This is a genomic window from Christiangramia flava JLT2011, from assembly GCF_001951155.1.
In the GTDB taxonomy this organism is placed as follows: Bacteria; Bacteroidota; Bacteroidia; order Flavobacteriales; family Flavobacteriaceae; genus Christiangramia; species Christiangramia flava.
Map to the genome: position 1 here is coordinate 1251715 of NZ_CP016359.1, position 23072 is coordinate 1274786.

Below are 23072 nucleotides of genomic sequence, written 5' to 3' on the forward strand. Positions count from 1 at the left end.
TCTCCGTTTATTAGGCTGTTCTTTCGTAAGCCTGGGTAAGCGCCCTTACGATCGCTTTTTTTCCCATTTCCACTTTGTACTCATTATCTTTGAATGGCTTTGCTTCAGCCATTTCTATTTCCGCGGCCTGCTCGAAATGCTCCAGTTTTGGAGCTTTCCCCTTCAGGAATTTTTCAGCTTCACGGAGTTTCCATGGTTTATGAGCCACGCCGCCCATGGCAAGGCCCGCTTTAGTGATCGTCCCGCCATTCAGCTGAAAACCGGCTGCTACTGAAATTAGAGCAAAAGCATAGCTCGAGCGCTCCCGAATCTTGAGGTAGTAATAATTATCAGCAAAAACCGGAGCATCGAGATGGATGGCCGTGATCAATTCACCCGCTTCCAGGACAGTATCCTTCTCTGGCTGATCACCGGGCAAACGATGAAAGTCTGAAAAATCAATCTTCCGCGATTTCCCATTTTCACCAATGACTTCCACCTGCGCACCTATTGCCGCTAAAGCAACACACATATCTGACGGGTGCGTGGCAATACAGGAATCACTATACCCAAAAATGGCATGCAACGCATTCATGCCATTACGGGCGCCGCAGCCAGATCCCGGCTCTCGCTTGTTACAAGGCATGGACGTCTCAAAAAAATAAGGACATCTTGTACGCTGAAGCAGGTTGCCGCCGTTGGTCGCCATATTGCGAATTTGAGGCGTGGCCGCAGACAGCATGGCCATGGATAAAAGAGGATATTTTTTTCGGATGTCGACATGGTTGGCGGTTTCTGCGTTGCTCATCATCGCACCGAGGCTTAAACCGCCATTTTCGTTAGAACTAACCTGGTCGTATTGCAGGCTGGAAACATCGATAAGTCGTTCCGGGCGCGCTACATCCTCCTTCATCAGGTCCACGAGGTTCGTACCCCCGCCCAGATAACTGGTTTGTGTAGCTTGGGCCTGCAGAGCCGCCTGGGCGGTTTCAGCTTTTGTATATTGGAATGGTCTCATAATTTCAGTTTAAATTCAGGCATTTTTGGCTTTTTTCATTTGCTCTTCCGTAGCGAACTCCCAGGATGGCATTTCCTCTTTTCCGCTATGCACTTCGCGAAAAGCCTGCACGATATTGTTGTAAGCTCCGCAGCGACAGATATTCCCAGACATTCTTTCCCTGATCTCTTCTTCGGAAAGTTCCAGGTTTGACGAAATCTTGCGAAAATCTTCTGTAACGTAACTGGCTTCGCCTTCTTCGGCTTCTTTCAGCAGGGCCACAGAAGAACAGATCTGTCCCGGGGTGCAATAGCCACATTGAAATCCGTCGTGTTTCAGGAAAGCCTGTTGCATGGGGTGCATATTCCCGTTTTTTGCAAGTCCCTCGATCGTAGTGACCTCATGAGACTCACAGGTCGCAGCCAGGGTAAGGCACGAAAGTTTTCTCTTTCCGTTAATCATCACGGTACAGGCGCCACACTGGCCGTGGTCGCAGCCTTTCTTGGAACCAGTAAGACCCAGATGTTCGCGTAAAGCATCGAGCAGAGAGGTTCGGGAGTCCAGGTTTAATTGGTGGGTTTCGCCGTTCACGCTAAAGCTTACCGCTACTTCGTTTTGCAAAAATGCCGGTTTGGTTGGTGTTTCTTTCATGGGATGTGCCAATAAGGTGGATGAAAATGTGGAAGCAGCCCAAAGGCTGAGACTGGCTGCCGATACCTGTTTCAGGAATTTGCGGCGGGTACTTCCCTGCAGCCCCAAATCGTCCAGGATCTGCTTTTCGTCTTCGGTGAGATCAGCATGTTCTTGCTCATCCCAATGGTCAAATTCTTTCATAAGCAACTTTTTTCGGGAGGTGAAAGCTGAAGTTAGCCAAAACCGCCCTCGATTTGTGTTAGTAGAATGTTAATCAGTCCAGAATTGGGAATACCTTCAGAATTGACTAACAAAATGGTGTTTTGCTTATGAATGAATATCTTTGTATTTCTAAAAAAACATACATGATTCAGAAATTCACATGGATCCTTGCACTCGTAATGATCTCTTTCAACCTTGGATTTGGGCAAAGCATCCAATCACCCGATTCACGGTTCAGTTTAAAATTCCAAACCACCACTTCAGGCATCCCTGTTTACTCCCTGACTTTCCAGGGAAAGCCGGTGATCGCTGATAGTAAAATGGGCTTCGAACTCAGCGAAAAACCAGGTCTATATCAAAATTTTGAAATTTCCAGTATCGATACGACATCTTTTGATGAAACCTGGAAACCGGTTTGGGGAGAGGAAAGCAGCATTCGGAATCATTATAAGGAGATGGCCGTCACGCTGCTTCAGCAGGAAACCGGTAGAATCATGCTAATTCGTTTCAGACTGTTCAACACCGGTCTGGGTTTCCGTTACGAATTTCCGAAGCAGGACAACCTGGGACATTTCGTGATCCAGGATGAAAAAACCGAGTTCGCGATGACCGGCGATCATACAGCATTCTGGATCCCGGGCGATTATGACACCCAGGAATACGATTATACCACCTCGAAACTTTCTGAAATCAGGAAGAATTTTGATGCGGCGGTGACTTCGAACGCTTCGCAACAGCAATTTTCCAAAACCGGTGTGCAAACCGCTTTAATGATGAAAACTTCAGACGGCCTCTACATCAACTTGCACGAGGCTGCTCTTATTGACTTCCCGGTCATGCACCTGAACCTCGATGATGAAAATATGATTTTTGAGAGCTGGCTCACACCGCAACCAGATGGCACCAAGGCTAATATGATCGCGCCCGCAACCACTCCCTGGAGAACGATCATCGCCAGCGATGATGCCCGTGAAGTCCTGGCTTCACGCATAACGTACAACCTTAACGAACCCTCTAAAATCGAAAATACCAACTGGATCCAACCTACCAAATACGTAGGTGTGTGGTGGGAAATGATCACCGGAAAGTCCAGCTGGGCCTATACCGATGAGTACAAAGCGGTAAAACTTGGAGAAACTGATTTTGCAGCAGCCAAGCCGAATGGGAAGCACGCCGCGAACACGGCACACGTGAAAGAATATATTGATTTTGCTGCGGAAAACGGATTTGATGGTGTTTTGGTCGAAGGCTGGAACGTTGGATGGGAAGACTGGTTTGGCCATGCGAAAGATTATGTGTTTGACTTTGTAACACCTTATCCTGATTTTGATGTGAAGGCGATCGAAAAATATGCCCAGGAAAAAGGGGTGAAAATGATCATGCACCACGAAACTTCCTCTTCTGTTAGAAATTATGAGAGACATATGGATACCGCGTACCAGTTCATGAAAGCGCATCATTATGATGCCGTGAAAAGCGGGTATGTGGGCGATATTCTTCCCAAGGGGCAAAACCACTATAACCAGTGGATGGTAAATCATTACCTCTACGCTGTGAAAAAGGCTGCTGATTACCAGATCATGGTGAATGCGCACGAAGCAGCGCGCCCAACCGGGGTGGCGCGTACCTGGCCAAACCTTATTGGCAACGAATCGGCTAGAGGTACGGAATACCAGGCTTTTGGCGGTTCCAAGCCAAACCACGTGACCATTTTACCTTTCACCCGACTGATTGGTGGACCGATGGATTATACTCCGGGTATTTTTGAAATGGACATCAGCAAACTAAACCCTGCGAATGATTCTCACGTGAACAGCACACTTGCCAATCAGCTGGCGCTGTATGTGACCATGTACAGTCCGTTACAAATGGCGGCCGACCTTCCGGAGAATTATCAAAGATTTCCGGATGCTTTTCAGTTCATCAAAGACGTTCCGGTAGCATGGGAACGCAGCGTTTACCTGGAAGCGGAACCTGGAGCCTATCTTACGATCGCCAGGAAGGACAAGAACAGTGAAAACTGGTTTATCGGGAATGTGAACGGTAATGAGAAAAGAACCGCCAGCATCAGCTTCGATTTTCTAGAAAAGGGTCAGGATTATATCGCGACGATCTATGCAGATGGTCCAAAAGCCGATTACCTGAACAATCCACAGGATTACATGATCAAAAAGTTCAGGATCACCAGTAAATCCAAATTGAAACAGGCTTCTGTGCCCGGCGGCGGATTCGCCATTAGCATCGTACAGGCGACCAAAAAAGAAGTAAAAGGTTTAAGTAAATTATAAAATACCCCTTTTTAGGTATTGGTTAAAAGGAATGCTTAACCTATTTTTGAAAAGATGATTGAGTCTAAAGCCTTGATTTTGAGTAGGGACGAAATTTAGGACCCTCCTTCATCCAATCATAAACTTTAAAATATCCTTCGGAAATTCTTCCGGAGGATTTTTTTTGCGTAATTTTTTAACGCAAAAGCTTCTTAAAATTCTATCAAATTCAATAATTTTTATCTTGCGCGGCCCTAACAAAATGATAGTTGCATGAACGATGAATTGAATGGAATCGTACAGTATTGGAAAGAAGAATACTCCAGTCACCTCAAAGAATATTCTTCGTATGATGCCGGTGAACAGTTCCGCAGGGTTGCCTCTATATTTACACCAGGCCGTTCCTTTTATTACATCGTGAATTTCCATGATCTGCAGCTGGATGAGTTATCAAAATCGGTTACTAAATTCGTGCAGAAAGACTACGAAAAAATCAGGATGGAAGACCTACTGGCCACGATCATCCCCGAAGATCTGAAAGGTGTGGCCAACAAGGAAGGCGTGATCAAAGATTTTTACAATCGTTTCTTATCTAAAGAAGAGATCCTTTCCTATAAAGTGGTGTACAGCTATCGCTCCACGGGGCTGGATGGGGAAATCAAAAATATGCTCCACCAGGCTACCATTCTTTCTACCGATGAAAATGGGATCATCAGGCACGCGTTTTCCATGCACACCGATGTATCACATCTTAACCTCAGCCCGAACGATGATATCTCTTTTATCCATATGGACGGCGGAATTTCGTATTGCAACATCAAAACTGATACCGGTAGCTTTGACCCAAAAAATACCGAATTTGAAGACAATAACCTGAACCAGTTGTTTTCTGACCGGGAAAAGGAGATCATTAAGATGCTGGCAGAAGGCCACAATGCCAAAGATATTGCCGAAGCACTGAATCTTTCCCCGCATACTGTGCGAACGCATCGCCGTAACATGCTTAGTAAAACCGGCTACACCAATACCGCGCAGCTCATTGCCAAATGCTTGGTCGCCGGAGTCATTAATATGGAATAAAAAACCCGGAAAAATTTCCGGGTCAAGTTTCTATTAAAAAGGTCCTCGGCGATTGTTCGGATCCTTACCTCCGAATTTCTTCAGCTTCCAGGTAAAACTCAGCATAAAATATTGTTTCAGTACCAGTTCTTCCGTATTCTGAATAAAGTCTTCCCCGGCCATTCGCCTGGTAGAGGTATTCTCATTCAGGATATCAAAAACCTTCAGTTTCAAAATTCCGTCATCACCTAACAATTTGTAACCCAGGCTCGCATTCCAGAGCAGAAAGGAATTCTTGAAACCAGGCGGGATATTTCCAAATTTCTGGTAGCTGAAATCACTTCCCAGCAGGAAATTTTCAGGCCAGTACGAGGTCACCTGGAAGTTCAATTCGTGGTTCAGGTAATTTTCCTGTCGGTTGTTCAGGCTGTAATCGGCACGGTTGATCGTCATGCGGTACACCGGCTCCAGGGTGAGCAGATCTTTAATGTCGTAAACCAAACCTACATTCGGCGTCACCCGCAAAATCTTGGATTCATACTGCACTTCGTTCGAAAAACCGAGGTTTTTATTGTAATTCAGATAGACTCCAGGATTGACCTTCAGGCTGGAAAGCGAATCCAGTTCGATACTTTTATTCAGGTTTCCACCGCCGTAAATGCTATAAGTCCCGTCTACGTTGGTATAGGTTGTGGTTCGAACCAGGTTTTCATCGGTGAAAGTGATGGGCACGATCGCATCTTTCTGGTAATTGGCTCCAAAATAGGTATAGTAACCCGAACGGCTGGCGTAATCATAATTATTGAAATTCATATACGCACGGTGGTTGAAACTTGGATCCAGGCTCGGGTTACCCGTAAGAATGTTCAGCGGGTTCACCGTAATGCTTACCGGTTGCAACTGGTCTATGGACGGAGTTTGCCGGCTGTTGCTGTAATTGAAGTAAATAGACTTGCTTTTAGACAATTTATAATACAAAAAAGCATTGGTGTACAGGTTGTTATAGGTATTGTTGATTCGTGTTTCTGAAAACAGGTCTGTATTCCGTAAATTCGTGTGGTGCAGGCCAGCAGTAAGCGTAAAGCGCAACGTATCGGTATTATAATTCACTCCTGCACTTGGCCTGAAGTTACTGATCTCCGAACGGAAATCGTTGCTCAGGTTCGCATCCAGGTCATCGTAAGCCTCCTCTCCGGAAGCGTTATAAACCAATCGTTGATTTTTGGAAGTTTCGTCGTCATAGTACAGGCTCATGTCAAAGTTCCAGTTATCAGAAATTGGCAATCTTCCACGAAGCTCCGCGGTGTACTGGTTGGATTTACGATCCTCATCAATGAACTGGTCCTGAATCTGGGAATTGGTTAGGTCCCCGTTCTCATTAAAAGTTTCCCTTTCTGAATAAAAATAATCTTTCTGGATCCTGTTCGTGTTGTTGTTAGCTAAATTCACGCTGTAAAAACCGCCTCTACTGCCATATTTTCTAGTAAAATAGGCCCGGTTACTGAAGTCTGTATTGAATACTTTACTATCATTCGTAGTGGTGGCGTTGTTGAGCATGGTACCATCTTCTGCCAGCGATTCCGTATAACTATCGCTGTAAGACTGCGCATTGGTCACGTTGAAATTAGGCCTAAAGGAGATGCGCGTTAGTGTATCAGGCTGGGTTTCGAAACTGGTCGAAAAACGATGATTATCGCTCAGGCGGTTCGATGAAGAATTGGAATTGATAAAGAATCGGCCATCAGGCAAAATATTTTCTCGCTCGATCTTGGTACGGTTCGTATTATCACCGTGATTGTAAAAATAATTCAGGCCGAGTTCCGTCTTTTTGGCCCACTCATCAACATAGTTCAGGCCAATATTGTCTGTTTCACTAATTCCACCGCCCATATTTCCGTAGCTCACGCCATTGATCGCGAAGGAACCGTTGGAATTGGTAGAAATGGAATAGGCATTTCGTCCCATCGAATCAAAGACTTCGTCAAATGTAAAGCCCGACGAGTTGATGTTATTGGAGCTGGCCAGGAAACTAACCCGTTGTTTATCCTGAAAATAATTGGCGATGGCACTGAGTTCATAGCGGTCATCAGTTCCGCCGCCGGCAGTTAGCCGCGAAAAATAGCCGCGGTTCTTGTCTTCATCAATGGTAATGTTGATGGTCTTGTTTTCTGAATCTCCTTCTTCCCCTGTAAATTCCTGGGATTTGGTCTTTGTATCGACCACCTGGATCTTATTGATCAATTCCTTCGGAAGGTTTTTCGTCGCAATCTTAGGGTCATCCCCAAAAAATTCTTTTCCGTTTACCAGGATCCTTGAAACCGGTTTTCCGTTGACGGTGATATTCCCGGCATTATCTACCGAAACACCCGGTAGTTTTTTCAGCACTTCCTCAAGATTGGCGTCTTCCCTTGTTTTAAAAGAAGCAGCATTAAATTCCAGGGTGTCGCTTTTAATGCTTACCGGCGCTCGTGCCGCGGTAAGTGTTACTTCATCCAGCTCGTTGCTGGAAATATTCATTTTTAAGTTGCCAAGATCCTGATCTTTTGGCTGCACCTTTTTAAAATACGGGCTGTATCCTGCGTAAGAAACGATCAGGTTCAGTTCTTTGTCGTTGGATTTCCCGTCAAGCACAAAACTTCCGTTGTCTTCGGAAATGGTGTAGGTCACCAGCGAGCTATCGGTTACTTTTTCGAGGTATACGGTGGCAGATCCCAAAGGAGCTCCAGAGGTATCGGTTACTTTTCCCGTGATCTCAAAATCCTGGGCCTGGCTGAGGCCCGTAAAAAACAAGAGGGCCACGAATAATTTTAACTTCATGTAAAATGGTTAGTGATTGATGAATGATTTCGGTTCTACGAAGAACTATAAATATAGTTAAAAACGCAAGTTTTTTAGATATATTATTCAGCAAGCCAATTAATGTCTCCTGTATCGTCCTCTTCCCCCGCTATTTGGCATTTGTCCACCACCAAAACTGCTCAGTTTATAAGTGAAGCTCAGCATGGCATAGCGCGTCAGGATCAAATTGTTCACATCCTGAATGTAATCATCCCCGATCATTCTGCTGGTACTGATGTTCTGGTCCAGCATATCATACACCTTCAGCTTCAGCGATGCCTGGTTTTTCCAGAATTCATAACCCAGACTTACATTCCAGAGCAACGAAGTATTGTCGAATCCCGGTGAGACGTTTCCGTAGGAATTGAAGGAAATATCGTTCCCAAATGTGACATTTTTAGGCCAGTATAAAGTGGTCTCCAATCCCGCCTGGTGGTTCAGAAAATCTTCATTACGGTTGGGGTTGATATCAAATCTCGAACTATTGAAAGTCACATCATAATAGGGTTCAATATTCAGGAATTCCTCGATCTCATAGTCCAGTCTTACCCGGGGGCTCAAGGTATAACGCTCAGAGGTAAATTTCACGGCGTTGGTAAACCCCACATTCCGGTTATAGGAAGCGTTCATCGCTAAACTGTACCGAAAAGTCTTTTTTTCGTTCTTGATCTGCTTGTTATAGAAAACGCCGGCATTAGCGCTCATGCGGCCATCCACATTTGTATAGGTGGTCGTACGCACCAGGTCTTCATCGATCGTCGTCACCGCAACCACATTATTATCGGTGAGCTGCATATTCACATAGCTGAAGATCCCGGAGCGGGTAGCAAAATCAAAATTCCGGAAATTCAGGTCAAAACTTTGTGTGAAAGCCGGCTGCAGCGCAGGATTTCCAACCACGATATTCAGCGGATTGGTCACATCCCGTACCGGTTGCAACTGCTGAATGGATGGAATATTTACATCCGTATCATAACGAAAGGAAATACTCTTGGAACGTTCGGGCTCAAATCGCACATTCGCGCGTAAGAACACATTGTCATAGGAGTTATTGAAAGACGTCTGGCGTAGAAAATTGGTGTTTTCCAGGCTGGTATGAAGCAAACCAACTTCGGAACCAATCCTCCAGGTATCGCCTTCATAATTTACTCCCGCACTCGGGCGGTGTCTGCGACTGAAAACTTCAAAATTACTGCTCAATGAATCGATAAGACTGGAATAATTCTGCTGCTCGTTTGCCTCGTACACATACCGCTCATTGGTGGAACCGGAATATCGAAAATCATAAGAGACATCCAGGAAGAGTTGATCGGCCAGCACTGTACGTTTGCTCAGGTTCACCGAATAATTGTCTTCCTGCTCTTCCTCATCGATAAACTGGTCCTGTACCTGGCTGGTCTCCACTCCATCTCTCACAAAAATGCTTTCGGAATAATAGAAATTGTCATTCTGCTGTTTCCGGTGGCTGTCGCTGAAGCCTATTTGCAAATAGGAACCCCGACCTCCAAAACGCTTGATGAAATCAATGCTGTTCGAAAAATTCTGGTTTTCGAGGTCTTCATTCTGATAGTTCTCCGTGCTGTTGATCAAATTCTGGTCCTCGTCCAACGATTCTGCCGTACTCAAGCGGTTCGATTTTCCGTAATTTCCATTAAACCGCGGATTGATCGATAGGCGGGTAAGTGTATCGAATTCCACCTCAAAGCGGGCACTCGCCTCATGGCTGTCATTCAGCTGATTGTTTCGTGTTTCAGAATTGGTGAAATAGCGGGAATCTGGCAGGATATTTTCACGTGCAATGGTAGTTCGGCTTTCCGTATTTCCGCGTTCAAAAAGATAGTCGGTATTCAGCGTATACTTTTCGTTCCATTTATCGCTGAAATTGAGGCCTGCAGTCTCGGCTTTGGTAATTCCACCGCCGCCGCCAAAAAAAATATTCCTTCCGGCATTACGGCCCATCATCCCGAAAACCTCATCATAACTGAAACCGGAGGCATTGATATTGTTTGAACTTCCCAGTGCAGTCACCCGCATCTTATCTTTAAAATAGTTCCCGATCGCGCTGAGTTCGTAGCGATCATCGGTACCGCCACCTGCCGTGGCCCGGGCAAAATAGCCCTTATTCTTATCTTTTTTAATGGTGATATTTACCGTTTTATTATCCGGGTCTCCGGCCTTCCCTGTAAATTCTTCCGATTTCGTCTTGGTATCAGTCACCTGCACTTTTTCGATGATCTCCTTCGGAAGGTTTTTCGTGGCGATTTTAGGATCATTTCCGAAGAATTCTTCTCCGTTCACCAGGATGCGCTGAACCGGTTTCCCGTTTATGGTAATATTCCCCTCGTTATCCACTTCGACTCCCGGCAATTTCTTCATCAGTTCTTCGAGGTTCGCATCCTTACGGGTAGTAAACGAATCAGCATTGAACTCCAGTGTATCTTTTTTGATGCTGATGGGAGGTCGCGTCGCGGTGACGGTGATCTCCTCCAGTTCATTGTCCATCACCTGCATTTTCACAGGATCCAGTTTCATGTTTCCCTTGATATCGAGCTGTTGCTGGTGAGTTCTGAAACCCGCGAAAGACACGATCAGTCGGGCTTTTCCAGTTTCAGACCGATCGCTGAGCACAAAACTCCCATCTTTTTCTGAAATGGTGTAGGTAACCAGACTGCTGTCTGCCACTTTTTCGAGATAGACGGTGGCCGATTCCAGCGGCGCGTTGTCCTGGTCTACGATCTTTCCGGTGATCTCAAAACCCTGCGCGATGGCCAGGTTGGAAACAAAAAGTACTGCGAGAAAAAGGTATATTTTCATCCAATAAACAGGTTAGGCATTAGGAAAACAGGAATTTTAAGACCTGTCTAACGTCCTATTTGACTGCTACTTCGGATAAAAGTTTAATGTACGCTTATTTTTTTCTGAAAAATATCGTGACCGGAACGCCTTCAAAATTAAACTGCTCACGCAATTTATTTTCGATAAAGCGCTTGTAAGGATCACGCACATACTGCGGGAGGTTACAGAAAAATGCAAATTGCGGATACGGCGTTGGCAGCTGCGTGCAGAATTTGATCTTCACGTATTTACCTTTATAGGCCGGCGGCGGATTCTTTTCAATGATCGGCAGCATGATATCGTTCAGCTCGCGGGTCTTCACTTTTCGGCTTCGATTCTCGAAGACCTGTACGGCCGTTTCGATCGCCTTGAAGATTCGTTGCTTGTTCAAAACTGAAATGAATACGATAGGCACATTGGTGAAAGGTTCCATTTCCTTACGGATACTGGCTTCGTATTCTTTCATCGTATTGGTTTCTTTTTCAAGAAGGTCCCATTTGTTCACCAAGATCACGATCCCTTTATTGTTGCGCTGCGCCAGCCAGAAGATATTTTGAACCTGCCCGTCAAAACCACGGGTAGCATCCAGCACTACGAGGCAAACATCACTGTTTTCGATCGCACGAACAGATCGCATAACCGAGTAAAATTCCAGGTTTTCCTTTACTTTGGATTTCCGGCGGATTCCTGCCGTATCAACCAGATTGAACTCGAACCCGAAACGATTGTATTTCGTGTCCATCGAATCCCTGGTGGTTCCGGCAATATCGGTGACGATATAGCGATCTTCGCCGATCAGCGCATTGATGAAAGAAGATTTCCCGGCATTGGGGCGTCCCACCACGGCGAACCTTGGCAGTTCGGTCTCTTCTTCTGCTTCCCGCTCTGGCAATGCTGCCACCAGCGCATCCAGCAAATCACCAGTACCGCTACCGTTGGTACTCGCAATCGGGTAATATTCACCAAGACCGAGCGAATAGAATTCCACTGCATTTTCACGGCGCTTGTTGTTATCAACCTTGTTTACCGCCAGCAAAACCGGCTTTTCCACTCGGTAAAGCAATTTGGCTACTTCTTCATCCATAGGGGTCACGCCGCTTTCCACGTCTACCATGAAAATAATTGCATCGGCTTCTTCTATAGCCAGTTCGACCTGTTTATCGATCTCCGCTTCAAAAATATCGTCGCTTCCCTTCACATAACCGCCCGTATCGATGAGCGAAAACTTCTTTCCGTTCCAGTCAGACTTTCCATAATGACGATCCCTCGTCACCCCGCTTACCGAATCTACGATAGCTTCCCGTCTCTGAATGAGTCGGTTAAAAAAAGTAGATTTTCCAACATTCGGTCTTCCTACGATCGCAACAATATTGCCCATTTTGCTTTTTTAATTTGCTGCAAAGATAATCATATCTGCAGGAAACAAGGATTTTATAAAAAAGAAAAGCGCGGCCAAGGGCTCGCGCTTTTCCGGAACTCTTATAAATTCTTAATTATTCTGATAAATCGTTACCGTACCGCTGTCTTCGTTACTTACAATCAGCAGATCTTTTTTACTGGGGCTGTCTTTGGCAGCCACTGCCAGCACGCCTTCCGGAGCTTCATCGCCTTCATGAGAGAGGATCTGGATAAACTGTGGATTCAGCGGATCGGTGATCTCGAAAACCAGCACCTGGTCAGTTCTTTCCAGACCCACGAACAGCAGCTGCCTGTTCCCGTTTACCTGAAGTGTTTCAATAGATTCTGGCTCAGCGCCCTTATCGTCACTTCTTCCGTCGTCATCATTGAAACGATCTGGAGTTAGTGCCAGTGTGATTTCAGCGATCAGATTACCGCTATCATAAAGCAGTTCGCCATTGGGAGACCAGATACTGAAAGACCTCGCGCCATAGCTGTACAATTCGTCATAATCGCCATCACCATCCAGATCGCCAAGAGTCGTAGTGCTATTGAGCCTGCCCAGGTTTTCATCCTGCTGCAGAATTTCAGCATTAGGAAAAGCGACGGGATCCAGCTGCAGGTCTTTAATCCGCACTTCTTCGCTGAACCCGCCATAATCCCTGGCGTCTCCTTCATTGGCTGAAATGAGGTATGCCGCACCTCGAAGTTTGAAATATTTAATAGCGTCTGGCTGATACATTCCGTAGACCGGCCAGGTCTTCAAAGCTTTTTCCCCGTCGCGATTGCTGGCATCCAGGGAATTTTCAGGCAGGGAATGATCTTTAAACCCCAACGGATAGATAGCTTCCATACTTTTAGTTTCGAGGTTGATCTTGGCAATTCCGTTATTTTCCTGCAGCGAAACCCAGGCAAAACGAGAATCTTCGGAAATTGCCACGTATTCCGGTTCGGTATCGGCCGCCAGATCGGCTCCGGGCCCGAATACGCGATACCCGCCAAGAGCTAATTCCGAAGCCTGGTCGTTAAATGCCGAAAAATCCAAATTGGTGATAGCCCCGGTGTGCACTTCAATAATCGTTACGCTACCATCAGGATCTACCGTATAATCATCATTGGGTTCTCCCTCATTGGCAACAACCAAAAATTTTCCGTTTGGCGAAAAGCTCAGCATATCTGGCAAGGCACCGACCTGATACGATTGCAGTAAACCCAGGCTTTTCGCATCGTAAACATAGATTTTTCCTAGGTTTTGCTTGTTTGCAGCCTCCACCGCCACTGCCACTTTACCATGGCTTACGGCTACACTATTAGGACTGCCACCGGGAATACTGATCGGCTCTAATTTCTTCGGATGCTGAACATCGCTCAGGTCAAAAACTGAAATCTGGTCTTCCGCAGGATTCACGGTAAAAATTCTTTGCGAAGCAGGATCAAAAGCTGAAATCTCAGCCGAAGCCTCCCCGCCAACCTGAATGCTGCTAACGGGGTGGAAATGGATTTCAGACCAGCTTCCGCCGGCATTGATCTCATTGACTGGAGATGGTTCAGAAAAATTTTCCTGCGCACAGGAAAACAACAGCAGGGAACCTGCCAGGACTAAAGGAATGGTAATTTTTTTCATGTGTGGTTAATTGATTCGTTTCAAATCTAACCACTGCATTTAACGTGAAGGTTATGGCAATCAGAAGGATAGGTTAGCGATTACTTGTTATTGTAACCAAAACGTTTCAACTGTCGCTCATCGCTTCGCCAGTTCTTGTTCACCTTCACAAAAAGCTCCAGGTGGACCTGTTTTCCAAAAAACTTTTCCAGGTCTTTGCGCGCTTCCACTCCCACTCGTTTCAGGGCAGAACCTTTATGACCAATGATAATCCCTTTCTGCGTCTCTCTTTCCACCATGATCACGCTGCGCATCCTGATGATCTCCTCTTCCTCGAAAAATTCTGAAGTCTCCACTTCCACGCTGTACGGAATCTCTTTTTTGTAATTCAGCAGGATCTTTTCCCGTACGATCTCGTTCACGAAAAAGCGTTCGGGTTTATCGGTTAGCGCATCTTTCGGGTAAAAAGCAGGGCCCTCTGGAAGCAATTCCACGATACGTTGAAAAACGTTCGAAACATTGAAGCCTTCCAAAGCCGAAATCGGGAAAATTTCCGCATTCGGTACTTTTTCCTGCCAGTAGGAAACCTGTTCTTCCAGCACTTGTTGGTTGGACTGGTCAATTTTATTCAGCAATAGCAAAACCGGAATTTCCGCATGGGTAATTTTATGGAAAAAATCGTCATCCTTCAGGTCTTTTTCACCAATTTCCACCATGTAGATCAGCACATCAGCATCTTCAAAAGCCGATTTCACAAAATCCATCATCGAGCTTTGTAATTCATAAGCAGGCTTAATGATTCCCGGTGTATCGCTCAAGATGGCCTGGAAATCCTCACCATTCACGATCCCCAGAATACGATGGCGAGTGGTCTGGGCCTTGGAGGTAATGATCGACAAACGTTCACCCACGAACGCATTCATCAAAGTTGATTTTCCCACGTTCGGGTTCCCGATGATATTTACAAATCCTGCCTTATGTTCCATTTTGCTGAAGTTTCTGCAAAAGTACGAACAATCTTGCCCACAGAATCATCCGAACAGCGGGATTTTGAATTTCGGCAAGGCTTCTTCTGAAATTGGTAGTTTTCAGCAGGCTATTTTAGCAATTCCTCAATGATAATCAGATAATTAGCCTCAGGCTTTTCATTCAAATTAAATTGACTATTTTTGCCCGCTTAAAATTCAAGCCAAATAGGAATGAAAAAAGTGCTGAACCTGTTCGATTTTTCTCAAAAAGTAAATTATAAAACCGAAATTCTTGCCGGGCTCACCGTTGCCCTGGCATTGATCCCGGAAGCAGTGGCTTTCGCCATGATCGCCAAACTATCCCCGCTTACCGGTCTTTACGCGGCTTTTATGATGGGATTGATCACGGCCATTCTTGGTGGTCGTCCAGGGATGATCTCTGGAGCAACCGGGGCGGTAGCCGTGGTGATCGTAGGTCTTTCCGTTTCTCACGGGCCGGAATATATCTTTGCAACCGTAGTTCTGGCTGGAATTTTACAGATCCTGGCCGGTGTCTTCAGGCTCGGAAAGCTCATTAGGCTCGTCCCGCAATCGGTCATCTTTGGTTTCGTGAACGGGCTTGCGGTCATCATTTTCACCTCCCAGCTCAACCAGTTCAAGGCGCCGAATGCCGCCGGGGAACTGGAGTGGATGACCGGGACACCCATGTTCATTTTCCTGGGACTGGTCTTGATCACCATGCTCATTATCTGGGGCCTTCCGAAGCTTACCAAAGTTTTCCCGGCTTCCCTGGCGGCGATCCTCACGGTTTTCGCAGTGGTAATGTTTTTTGGAATAGACACTAAAAATGTGGGCGACATGGCATCTATCAGCGGTGGCTTCCCTCCTTTCCATATTCCTGAAATCCCTGTGAGTTTTGAAACGCTGCAAATTATTTTCCCTTACGCATTGATCATGGCCGGTGTGGGATTGATCGAAAGTTTGCTCACGCTGAATATCGTAGACGAAATTACCGAAAGCCGCGGCCGTGGCAATAAAGAATGCGTGGCACAGGGAACCGCAAATATCTTTTCAGGTTTTTTCTCCGGAATGGGTGGTTGTGCCATGCTTGGGCAAAGTCTTATCAACGTTTCTTCGGGAGCTCGCGCTCGTCTCTCCGGAATTACCGCGGCGGTCATGCTATTGGTATTCATCATGTTTGGAGCCGATCTTATTGAAAAAGTTCCGATGGCCGCACTAACCGGGGTGATGATCATGGTTGCAGTGGGAACTTTTGAGTGGGCCAGTTTGAAAACCATCAACAAAATGCCGAAATCTGACGTGATCGTGATGGTCCTGGTAACCGCGGTGACCATCGTGCTTCACAATCTCGCCCTGGCGGTACTGATTGGCGTGATTATTTCCGCACTGGTTTTTGCCTGGGATAACGCTAAACGGATCAGGGCCCGCAAGCATATCGACGAAAATGGGGTGAAATATTATGAAATTTACGGGCCGCTTTTCTTCGGATCGATCAGCGCTTTCAACAGCAAATTCGATGTACAGAATGATCCGGAAGAAGTGGTGATCGATTTTTCTGAAAGCCGTGTGGTAGACATGTCGGGCATCGAAGCGCTCAACAAACTTACCGAACGCTACCAGAAATACGGCAAAAAACTGCACCTGAAGCACCTGAGCAAGGATTGCCGACAGTTGCTGGACAATGCCGAACAGATCATCGAGGTGAACATCCTGGAAGATCCTACCTACAAGGTTGCAACAGACAGGTTATAGGCTGCCGTCATTGATCTCGATCCAGTACCCATCAGGGTCCTGAAGATAGATCTGTTTCACACCATCCGGGCGCGTATTGGTCGTACCAGCCTCGCCCGGCCAGTTCTCAAAATGGATGTTTTTCGACTTCAGGTATTCCATCAGCTTCGGAAGCTCAGCCGTATTCCAGGCAAAATGAACCCCTTTGTTCTTTTCGGTCATCTCATCGCTCTGGATTAGATGAATCTGGACTTTGTCACCCAGCTGAAACCATCGAATATGATCTGGCAGACCGCCATTGGGGATCTCCTTCAGCCCAAGTACATTTCCGTAGAAATCGGCCGATTTTTTCAGGTCTTTCACCAGCAAGGCGTCGTGGTCTTTATTCAGTTGAAATGGATTTTGCGCGGAAAGGCTGCTCATGCTCATAACTAATATAATACAGATGAAAACTCTCATTTTTCAGAAATTATAGTTTTTAAAGATAGCCTTTTTTACCGATTGCGTTTCGAGGCATTTCTTCGGAAGTTTATTAAAGCCTGGCGATCTTCCACTTCAGAAGCTGCTGAAAATTTTTCCGAAGATTTATTGTAAACATTACTTAAAAAACCGGGCAGGCTTGCTGAAGTTTACTAACTTTCAGAGACCAAAAAAAAGCCACCGGTATGTCTATAATTGATGAAAACGACGATAAATTTGAAAGCGTGCTCTCCATCGAGAATAAGTGCACCCGTCTAAATCTCAATGAAAACATTTATGGAACTTTCGCTGAAATTGGTGCCGGCCAGGAAACGGTAAGGCATTTTTTCAGGGCGAGAAATCCCAAGGGAACCATAGCCAAAACGCTGAGTGCATATGATAAGGATTTCAGTGATGCGATCTACGGGCTGGACCCGCAGCACCGCTATGTGACCGAGCACCGCCTCAAGAGCATGATGGAATATGAAACCGGGCTTATCGAAAAGCGTATTTCCCGAAAAAAGCACCCGAACAAGCTCTTTTTCAGCTATGCCAACACGGTGGCAACGATCGACTGGGCTAAAAAATACAAAGGTCACGGCTGGCTGGGCGTGCGTTTTCAGAAGGTTCCGAAACAGGAATACAGCGAGATCGTACTGCATGTCCAGTTTCATGAGAACAATGCTTCGCAGCAGCAGATCAGCCTCGGGATCATGGGGGTAAACCTCATCTACGCGGCCTACTACCAAAGTGAAGACCCGCGGGAACTCATCAGGCGGTTATACGATCATTTGAGCGTGGACAAGATCGAGATCGATGCCATCAATTTCACCGGGCCGGTTTTCGAGAATGTGGATAACAGGCTCATGAGTCTCGAACTCGTTAAAGAAGGTATTACCGAAGCCGTGATGTTTTCAAAAGACGGTCACAACATCCTGCCTGCCAACGTGCTATACAAAAAGAATCTGCTTACGCTTCGCGGAAGTTTCCGCCCGGTGACCAATCTCAACCTGCATATGTACAAAACGGGAAAAAGACTGTTTTTGCAGGAAGAGGAAGTAGACCCTGAAAAAACGGTGATCATTTTTGAAATGACCATTAACAACCTGAAATCTGAAGGGGAGATCGACGAGAAGGATTTTCTGGATCGCGCAGATCTGCTCTGTTCTTCCGGGCATACGGTGATGATCTCTAGTTTCCAGGAATATTACAAAGTCGTGGAATATTTTGCGCAACATACCAAAGCCCAGATGGGACTGGTCATGGGAGTGGATAACCTCCTAGATATATTTAATGAAAAATACTACCGGAATTTAAGCGGCGGTATGCTGGAAGCCTTCGGAAAACTATTCTTCAAAAACCTGAAAATCTACCTCTATCCTATTCTGAACGAGGAGACCGGTGAGATCATCAATAGTAAAAACCTGAAAGTGCATCCGAGACTAAAGGAACTTTACAAATTCTTTACCGATAATAACAAGGTGGTAGATATTGAAGATTACGATAAAGAAACCCTGAAAATTCATCCTCGAAAGGTGTACCAGATGATGCTGGACGGCGATAAGGAATGGGAAAAAATGGTTCCCGGTCTAACAGCTAAAATGATCAAGGAAAACCAGATGTTCGGGATGCGCAAACGCGAAAAGACCGAGAATTAGGTTGAAAATTCGGTTTTAGAAGCACGGTCGTACATCACGATACTTCCGGCTACCGATACGTTCAGGCTCAGCGTAGACTGAAATTTAACCAGAAAATGTGATTTTTCCTTCGCTTCATTGGAAAGTCCGTGATCTTCAGCGCCGAGCAAATACACACAACGCCTGGGATGCTTGAAGCGCTCCAGCGGTTCTGCCTTTTCATCCAGCTCTACTCCTACCAGCATCGCTCCCTTAGGAAGGTGCGCATAAAAATCTTCAAAAGTTTCATAATGAAAATAGGGCATTGCACCCACGGCTTTATGAGTATCACAAGCCTGCTTCGCATAGCGGTTCCCAATGGTGAAAATATAGCTGGCACCCATGTTCTGCGCCGAACGCCATAAAACTCCCAGATTTTCGGGAGTCTTCCCATTCTGAATGCCGATTCCAAAAAAGCCCTGGTCTAAAGTATCTATCAACATGCTGCAAATTTAAGGATTCTGAAATTGTTAATTCCGGCCTTCCTTTTACAGATTTTTTCCAGCTGTTCATCCATTAACATGCTATAAGTCAAAAACTTATAGTAAATTAACTCTAATTAACCAATCAAACATTCTTATGAAAAGTATTCACCAAAAGATCGCAATCCGGGCGGGAACTTTCTGCCTGGTGTTGCTGTTACTTACTTCCTGTAACGATAAAAAATATGAAGACCAGGAAAGCGAATCAGCTGAAATGAGCCTGCAGGACAGTATTGCCCGCGGCAAATACCTGGTCACCACCATTGGTTGTGCCGATTGTCATTCTCCGAAAAGAATGACCGAGCGTGGCCCTGAAGAAATACCGGAACTCGCCCTCTCTGGCCACCCGGCAGGAGATACGCTACCTCCTCTTTCCATGGATGCCATGCAGAAAGGCTGGATGCTGATGACCGGAGACCTTACGGCCGCGGTAGGGCCCTGGGGGATTTCTTTTTCTGCCAATCTTACTTCGGATGATACGGGAATTGGAAACTGGACGATGGAGCGTTTTAAAACCGCCATGCGTGAAGGAAAACTGAAAGGCGACAAAGGTGGCCGGATGATGCTGCCTCCAATGCCGTGGCAGAATTTCGCCAAACTATCTGATGAAGACCTGGAATCGATGTTCAAATATTTGCAAAGCACGGAACCTGTTGAAAATGCGGTTCCGGCTCCTATACCGCCAACCAAACTGGATAGTTTGGCCACATCCTAAGCGAAAAACCGGCAGATCTGCCGGTTTTTTTATTCTACATGGAATTCTTTCAGCAATCCTTTTTCTCTCTGGTTGGGCACTTCAGAGATCAGCACATAATCTCCCGGTGTGAGTTCAGCAGTAAAATAACCATTTTTACCAGCAGCCATTTCCTGCATTCCTGCTATAAATTTGAAGCCTTTGGGCGCAGGAGTCATCAAACCTTTAGGCGTACTCCAGTTTAGCCAGTTGGCAAGCGTATTGAGGTTAGCCTCCTTTTCCTTTCTCACCAGTTGTACGTCGTGCCCCACAAAATTCTCATGAACTTTCTGATCTTCGAAATACACTTTAAAAACTTTCTTACCAGTGCTTGGATTTCCTTCGAGTAGCATACCATTTTCGCTGCCAATGGAAATCTGATAATCGGCTTGAGGTTCCGGAATATCACTGAGACTGTCTTTTACAATAATCTCGTCCACCATCCCTTCTACGGAATGAAAACGGCCATTAGGCATCTTCATATAACACTCGATCGCGTAAATACCGGGATCCAGTTTGAGGGTAGATTGTGTAGTCGATTTCGGGGAAACCAAACCCGTCCCGCCATAAAATTGTACCTGACTAAACCATTCGGGTAATTTCCCAAAGGCTTCCATTGCCTTATCCATATTGCCTTCCATTATATAGTCCATACCTTCCTGGAAAGCCGGCCCCACTTCTTTTTCAGTATCTTCCAGGCGCTTGCCTTCGGGATATTTTTCAAAAACGATAAAATGCGTCTCGTTGCTGTTGTTCTTATAAACTATAGGGTTCCAGCCGCTCAGTAAAGTATCCTTCGGAAGAATAAATTCCATGGAATTGGTGACGATCTTAAAATTCTCAGCAGCTTTTTGTCTCGGAAGTTCCTGCTTCGCCAGGGAATCGCTGGCTGAGGTTTCCAGGTTCTTTTTGGATTCGTTTTTACAGGAGAATAAGGCGAAAGTCAGGCATGCACAAACCCAGGCTGAGGCTGTCCCTCTTAATAGTGAAGAAATCATAATTTTTGGTTTTAGTTAGTTGCCACAAAGGAGGTTGCGCATGGATGGGCATTTTAAATTTCTTAAAATTCCAGCAGTATTCCTAACAATCTTTCAAGTTTCTGAAGATCAGCTTTTCCATTTCCTTAATTAATTGTCAAAATTTGAAACAAGTATCTCAATAGATATAAATTTAAGGATCAGTTTAGTACATTTAAGATTCCAGCTTTTTTAAAAAAGATTCTATGCTTAAGAAAACACGAGTGGTCATTGAAGATATACAGCCCGTTATCAACTGCGGGGAATTTGCAGTAAAGCGGGTCATTGGAGAGATCGTTACGGTGCAGGCAGCTATTTTTGGAGATGGTCACGATATTATTCAGGCCGCTATTCAGTATAAACATCAAACTCAAAAAAACTGGAAAGAGGTGCGTATGCGCCCGACTGAAAATGATCACTGGCAGGGCCACTTCAGCGTGGAAAAACAGGGCGATTATTTTTTTAAAATCGAAGCCTGGGAGGATCATGGTCTCAACTGGCGACATGGGATCATCAAAAAGATCGAAGACGGCCAGTTTGTTAAATCTGAATTGCTGGAAGGAGCTGAAATCCTCAAACCGCTACTGAAAAAATGCACGAAACAGGAGGCGGTTTTCATCAAAAAAGCGATTGCTGATTTTACTGACGAAGACCGAATGGACGAAGCCTGCGCCACCTGTACCGATCCATATCTTGAAGAAATTCTATTGAAGTACCCACATAAGGCTGTTCCTAATGAAAGCCAGGAATATCCGGTTTACGTAGACCGCAAAAAGGCACTTTTCAGCACCTGGTATGAATTCTTTCCCAGGTCAGCTTCGAGTGAGGCGGGGAAACACGGTACTTTTAAAGACTGTGAAAACATTTTGCCGCGTGTTGCCGAGATGGGGTTTGACACGCTCTATTTCCCGCCCGTGCATCCTATTGGAGAAGTGAACCGCAAGGGAAAGAACAACGCGACCGACGCTGCTCCGGGAGATGTAGGTTCGCCCTGGGGAATTGGTTCGAAAAAAGGCGGGCACAAAGACATCCACCCCGAGCTTGGCAGTTTAAAAGATTTTAAAAACCTGGTCAAAAAAGCCCAGGATATGGGAATTGAAGTGGCTATGGACTTTGCCTTACAGGCAGCCCCAGATCATCCCTATGTGCAGGAGCATCCAAAATGGTTCCGCTGGAGACCCGATGGAACGATACAATATGCTGAAAATCCGCCGAAAAAATACCAGGATATTCTGCCAATTTTCTTCGAATCTGAAGAATGGAAAAAGATGTGGCAGGAATTCCTCGATATTGTTCTGTACTGGATCAGGGAAGCAGGCATCAAGGTTTTCCGGGTAGACAATCCGCATACCAAGCCTTTCTATTTCTGGGGCTGGCTTATTTCCGAAGTCAAAAAGAAATATCCGGATACGCTCTTTCTTTCCGAAGCCTTCACGCGGCCAAAGATCATGGCGCAACTGGCCAAACAGGGGTTTACACAATCCTACACGTACTTTACCTGGCGAAACAACAAACACGAGATCACTGAATATGTGAACGAGCTTACCAGGAGTGACTTGCGGGAATATTTCAGGCCAAATTTCTGGCCAAATACGCCCGATATCAATCCATACGCGCTGCAAGGTGCCAATGAATCGATGTATATGAATCGCTATTTTATGGCCGCAACGCTGAGTTCCAATACCGGTATTTACGGACCCGTTTTTGAATTCATGATCTCTGATGCCGTTCCCGGAAAAGAAGAATATCATGATTCTGAAAAATACCAGATCAGGCACTGGGACTGGCAGGCTGAAAATAAACTGATGCGCATTATCGCGAGGATCAATAAAGCGAGAAAAGAAAATGCTTCGCTACAGCAAACCAATAATATCAATTTTTGCGAGATCCATAACGATGCCCTGCTTGCCTATCACAAATATGATGACCAGCGCGAGAATCATACACTCATGATCGTGAGCCTCGACCCCTATTATTCGCAAAAAGGTCATGTGCAGGTACCTCGGCACCAACTGGGATTGAACGACGGCCAGTCAATTACCGTGGAAGACCTGGTTACCGGAAATTCCTATAATTGGAACGATGAATGGTCTTTCGTGGAATTACATCCCGGTATGCCCTTTCACCTCTTCCGAATCCATAAAAATTAAGATCC

The 23072-nt window shown here is 45.6% G+C and carries 16 protein-coding genes; 6 read left to right on the forward strand and 10 right to left on the reverse strand.

The features are described 5' to 3' along the window. Nucleotides 1-10: 10 nt before the first annotated feature. Together GRFL_RS05280 and GRFL_RS05285 are read right to left on the reverse strand one after the other, a co-directional pair. A complete protein-coding gene (locus GRFL_RS05280; RefSeq protein WP_083643619.1) occupies nucleotides 11-997 on the reverse strand; it encodes an FAD binding domain-containing protein in 987 nt (328 codons plus the stop codon). Between the two features lie 15 nt (nucleotides 998-1012). Beyond that, nucleotides 1013-1810, reverse strand: coding sequence for a 2Fe-2S iron-sulfur cluster-binding protein (locus tag GRFL_RS05285; RefSeq protein WP_083643620.1), 798 nt, complete (start codon nucleotides 1808-1810; stop codon nucleotides 1013-1015). Nucleotides 1811-1974: 164 nt separating this feature from the next. Between GRFL_RS05285 and GRFL_RS05290 the strand changes: the two genes are divergently transcribed. Then, nucleotides 1975-4119 carry a glycoside hydrolase family 97 protein gene (locus tag GRFL_RS05290; protein WP_083643621.1) on the forward strand — a complete coding sequence of 715 codons (2145 nt, stop codon included), beginning with the start codon at nucleotides 1975-1977 and terminating at the stop codon, nucleotides 4117-4119. Nucleotides 4120-4371: 252 nt separating this feature from the next. Then, nucleotides 4372-5178, forward strand: a complete 807-nt coding sequence (locus tag GRFL_RS05295) for a response regulator transcription factor (RefSeq protein ID WP_083643622.1) — start codon at nucleotides 4372-4374, stop codon at nucleotides 5176-5178. Between the two features lie 33 nt (nucleotides 5179-5211). On the opposite strand, the gene GRFL_RS05300 is transcribed toward GRFL_RS05295, so the two are convergent. The 5 genes from GRFL_RS05300 to era all read right to left on the reverse strand — a co-directional run bounded on the left by GRFL_RS05300 (nucleotide 5212) and on the right by era (nucleotide 14817). Continuing rightward, a complete protein-coding gene (locus tag GRFL_RS05300; RefSeq protein WP_083643623.1) occupies nucleotides 5212-7974 on the reverse strand; it encodes a TonB-dependent receptor in 2763 nt (920 codons plus the stop codon). 99 nt (nucleotides 7975-8073) lie between these two features. Continuing rightward, nucleotides 8074-10809, reverse strand: a complete 2736-nt coding sequence (locus GRFL_RS05305) for an outer membrane beta-barrel protein (protein WP_083643624.1) — start codon at nucleotides 10807-10809, stop codon at nucleotides 8074-8076. Between the two features lie 94 nt (nucleotides 10810-10903). Next, the gene (gene der / locus GRFL_RS05310; protein ID WP_083643625.1) at nucleotides 10904-12208 is read right to left on the reverse strand and encodes a ribosome biogenesis GTPase Der; all 1305 of its coding nucleotides are present in this window, start codon (nucleotides 12206-12208) and stop codon (nucleotides 10904-10906) included. 111 nt (nucleotides 12209-12319) lie between these two features. After that, a complete protein-coding gene (locus GRFL_RS05315) occupies nucleotides 12320-13852 on the reverse strand; it encodes a choice-of-anchor I family protein (protein WP_083643626.1) in 1533 nt (510 codons plus the stop codon). A gap of 80 nt (nucleotides 13853-13932) precedes the next feature. After that, entirely contained in the window at nucleotides 13933-14817 is an 885-nt protein-coding gene (gene era / locus GRFL_RS05320) for a GTPase Era (protein ID WP_083643627.1), read from the reverse strand. Between the two features lie 213 nt (nucleotides 14818-15030). On the opposite strand from era, the gene GRFL_RS05325 reads away from it, so the two are divergent. Beyond that, nucleotides 15031-16572 (forward strand): SulP family inorganic anion transporter, encoded by a 1542-nt coding sequence (locus GRFL_RS05325; RefSeq protein WP_083643628.1) that lies wholly within the window; start codon nucleotides 15031-15033, stop codon nucleotides 16570-16572. On the opposite strand, the gene GRFL_RS05330 is transcribed toward GRFL_RS05325, so the two are convergent. After that, nucleotides 16567-17010 carry a VOC family protein gene (locus tag GRFL_RS05330; RefSeq protein ID WP_083643629.1) on the reverse strand — a complete coding sequence of 148 codons (444 nt, stop codon included), beginning with the start codon at nucleotides 17008-17010 and terminating at the stop codon, nucleotides 16567-16569. The genes GRFL_RS05325 and GRFL_RS05330 overlap by 6 nt on opposite strands. A gap of 206 nt (nucleotides 17011-17216) precedes the next feature. Here GRFL_RS05330 and GRFL_RS05335 point away from each other — a divergent pair, with 206 nt between their 5' ends. After that, nucleotides 17217-18668, forward strand: a complete 1452-nt coding sequence (locus tag GRFL_RS05335) for a nicotinate-nucleotide adenylyltransferase (RefSeq protein WP_083643630.1) — start codon at nucleotides 17217-17219, stop codon at nucleotides 18666-18668. Here the strand turns inward: GRFL_RS05335 and GRFL_RS05340 are convergent. Beyond that, the gene (locus GRFL_RS05340) at nucleotides 18665-19129 is read right to left on the reverse strand and encodes an RNA methyltransferase (RefSeq protein ID WP_083643631.1); all 465 of its coding nucleotides are present in this window, start codon (nucleotides 19127-19129) and stop codon (nucleotides 18665-18667) included. The genes GRFL_RS05335 and GRFL_RS05340 overlap by 4 nt on opposite strands. 136 nt (nucleotides 19130-19265) lie before the next feature. Here GRFL_RS05340 and GRFL_RS05345 point away from each other — a divergent pair, with 136 nt between their 5' ends. Continuing rightward, the gene (locus GRFL_RS05345) at nucleotides 19266-19883 is read left to right on the forward strand and encodes a c-type cytochrome (RefSeq protein ID WP_083643632.1); all 618 of its coding nucleotides are present in this window, start codon (nucleotides 19266-19268) and stop codon (nucleotides 19881-19883) included. A gap of 29 nt (nucleotides 19884-19912) precedes the next feature. Here GRFL_RS05345 and GRFL_RS05350 read toward each other — a convergent pair whose 3' ends face one another. Then, complete coding sequence (locus GRFL_RS05350; RefSeq protein ID WP_083643633.1) at nucleotides 19913-20899, reverse strand: hypothetical protein; 987 nt, start codon at nucleotides 20897-20899, stop codon at nucleotides 19913-19915. A 224-nt stretch (nucleotides 20900-21123) separates the two neighbouring features. On the opposite strand from GRFL_RS05350, the gene GRFL_RS05355 reads away from it, so the two are divergent. Further along, the gene (locus GRFL_RS05355) at nucleotides 21124-23067 is read left to right on the forward strand and encodes an alpha-1,4-glucan--maltose-1-phosphate maltosyltransferase (RefSeq protein ID WP_083643634.1); all 1944 of its coding nucleotides are present in this window, start codon (nucleotides 21124-21126) and stop codon (nucleotides 23065-23067) included. Nucleotides 23068-23072 lie beyond the last annotated feature (5 nt).

Coding starts and splice junctions, on each gene's coding strand:
- GRFL_RS05315 (WP_083643626.1), bottom strand. CDS start 13,852: ATGAAAAAAATTACCATTCCTTTAGTCCTGGCAGGTTCCCTGCTGTTG.
- GRFL_RS05340 (WP_083643631.1), bottom strand. CDS start 19,129: ATGTTGATAGATACTTTAGACCAGGGCTTTTTTGGAATCGGCATTCAG.
- GRFL_RS05345 (WP_083643632.1), top strand. CDS start 19,266: ATGAAAAGTATTCACCAAAAGATCGCAATCCGGGCGGGAACTTTCTGC.
- era (WP_083643627.1), bottom strand. CDS start 14,817: ATGGAACATAAGGCAGGATTTGTAAATATCATCGGGAACCCGAACGTG.
- GRFL_RS05330 (WP_083643629.1), bottom strand. CDS start 17,010: ATGAGAGTTTTCATCTGTATTATATTAGTTATGAGCATGAGCAGCCTT.
- GRFL_RS05325 (WP_083643628.1), top strand. CDS start 15,031: ATGAAAAAAGTGCTGAACCTGTTCGATTTTTCTCAAAAAGTAAATTAT.
- der (WP_083643625.1), bottom strand. CDS start 12,208: ATGGGCAATATTGTTGCGATCGTAGGAAGACCGAATGTTGGAAAATCT.
- GRFL_RS05355 (WP_083643634.1), top strand. CDS start 21,124: ATGCTTAAGAAAACACGAGTGGTCATTGAAGATATACAGCCCGTTATC.
- GRFL_RS05300 (WP_083643623.1), bottom strand. CDS start 7,974: ATGAAGTTAAAATTATTCGTGGCCCTCTTGTTTTTTACGGGCCTCAGC.
- GRFL_RS05280 (WP_083643619.1), bottom strand. CDS start 997: ATGAGACCATTCCAATATACAAAAGCTGAAACCGCCCAGGCGGCTCTG.
- GRFL_RS05350 (WP_083643633.1), bottom strand. CDS start 20,899: ATGATTTCTTCACTATTAAGAGGGACAGCCTCAGCCTGGGTTTGTGCA.
- GRFL_RS05290 (WP_083643621.1), top strand. CDS start 1,975: ATGATTCAGAAATTCACATGGATCCTTGCACTCGTAATGATCTCTTTC.
- GRFL_RS05305 (WP_083643624.1), bottom strand. CDS start 10,809: ATGAAAATATACCTTTTTCTCGCAGTACTTTTTGTTTCCAACCTGGCC.
- GRFL_RS05295 (WP_083643622.1), top strand. CDS start 4,372: ATGAACGATGAATTGAATGGAATCGTACAGTATTGGAAAGAAGAATAC.
- GRFL_RS05335 (WP_083643630.1), top strand. CDS start 17,217: ATGTCTATAATTGATGAAAACGACGATAAATTTGAAAGCGTGCTCTCC.
- GRFL_RS05285 (WP_083643620.1), bottom strand. CDS start 1,810: ATGAAAGAATTTGACCATTGGGATGAGCAAGAACATGCTGATCTCACC.